The organism is Streptomyces niphimycinicus (assembly GCF_018883605.1).
Classification (GTDB): Bacteria; Actinomycetota; Actinomycetes; order Streptomycetales; family Streptomycetaceae; genus Streptomyces; species Streptomyces niphimycinicus.
Genome location: NZ_JAHLEM010000179.1, coordinates 1 through 1,432 on the forward strand (window position 1 = coordinate 1; position 1,432 = coordinate 1,432).

Sequence of the window (1,432 nt, forward strand, 5' to 3'; positions counted from 1 at the left end):
CTCGTTGGAACACGGGGAGGCGGGTCGGGCGCTCACGGCCGTGAGCGCCCGACCCGCCTCCCCGTGTTCCAACGAGCGGTCGGCGACGGCACAGCATGAAGAAAAGCGCAGAAACATCTCAACAGCCGCGGCGGACTGCTCGGGGGTCCCGTCCAGCTCGTCGGCTACGACGATCGAACCGACGGCACGCTGGTCCCCGACATCTACCGGCGGTTGATGGACGTGGACGAGGTCGACCTTGTGCTCGGCGGCTACGGCACGAACACGCTCGATCCGGCGATGCCGCTGATCGCTACTGCGGCCTACCATCCAGGTGCCAAGGGTCTCAAGGGCGCCGCCGACGAACGCGGGCAGAGCGGCCCCGCCGACGCTGTGCCCGGTGCTCGGGGGCATGTGGATGCCTTCCCGGCCTGCGGCGCGCCGTCCGGGGCTTTGTCGCTGCACGTCATGCCGCATAGCCGTACTCGTTGATGACGCCACCGAGGATTCGGTTGCGTAGGACTTTGCGGGGGCTGAGGTCGTGCCCCGTGGCGGGTTGGTAGTCGGCGTCGGGCGGTAACTGGCTGCGGACTTGATGGGGGCGGTGCTGGTTGTAGTGCCGCTCATAGGCTGCAAGGACCTGGCGGGCATGGGCCTCGTTCGTAGTGGAGAAGGGTCGATGCCGACCGCGTTGAGGATCTCCCAGACGGTCGAGGCGGCGATCCGGTGTCCGAATCGGGTCAGCTCCCCTTGGAACCGCCGGTGCCCCCACGTCGGATTGTTCCGGGCCAGCCGCAGGACGGGCTTCTTGATCGCTGCCATGGTGGGTGGGCGGCCGGTGCCCCGGCGCTCGGTATAGTCCCACTTTGCGGCGATGAGCCTGCGGTGCCAGGCAAGCAGGGTGCCGGGGGTGACGGGTAAGGTCTCGCCTCAGTGGCGCCGGGGTATCAGCCCGGACAGGGTGGCGAACCAGAACCGGTCGGCGGGCTCATAGCGGACCGGCGCACCGTGCGCGGCCGTCCCGGGCCCTTGGGCCGGCAGGAGACGGCACGGCGGCGTGCGACGAGGTCGCGGTGCCAGCGCAGCGCCGTGTCGGGAGGTATGAGTAGCCGTAACCGTCGCAGGACGTGCAGCGGCAGCCGGTGCAACAGCGCCGCCAGGAACGCCCGATCGCTCGACGTGAACCGGACTTTTTACTTCCCGAGTTGGCGTTCCAGCACGGTGGTCTGATGGCGCAGAGCGAGGATCTCCGCGTCCTTGCCCCGGCCGTCATCGGCAGCAGGCGAAGCATCGAGAACGCGTTCGTCACACCCGGGTAAGCCAGTCGCAGCAGCACGATCGATCATCATGACGCCTTGATAGCAGCTCCACGAGATCCCCAGCTCGAGCGACCGTGGCCAACATTACGGGAAACACGAAGAACCGCCCTCCACCAGGGCGGATGAGGTTTCCG

General features: G+C 67.9%; 2 pseudogenes. One reads left to right on the forward strand and one right to left on the reverse strand.

Annotation, left to right across the window (positions count from 1 at the left end):
* Positions 1-123 precede the first annotated feature (123 nt).
* Positions 124-471 (forward strand): annotated as a pseudogene (locus KN815_RS17840) (hypothetical protein); the annotation flags it as partial.
* A 168-nt stretch (positions 472-639) separates the two neighbouring features.
* Here the strand turns inward: KN815_RS17840 and KN815_RS52575 are convergent.
* Positions 640-1,315, reverse strand: a pseudogene (locus tag KN815_RS52575) (hypothetical protein); the annotation flags it as partial.
* Positions 1,316-1,432: the final 117 nt, after the last annotated feature.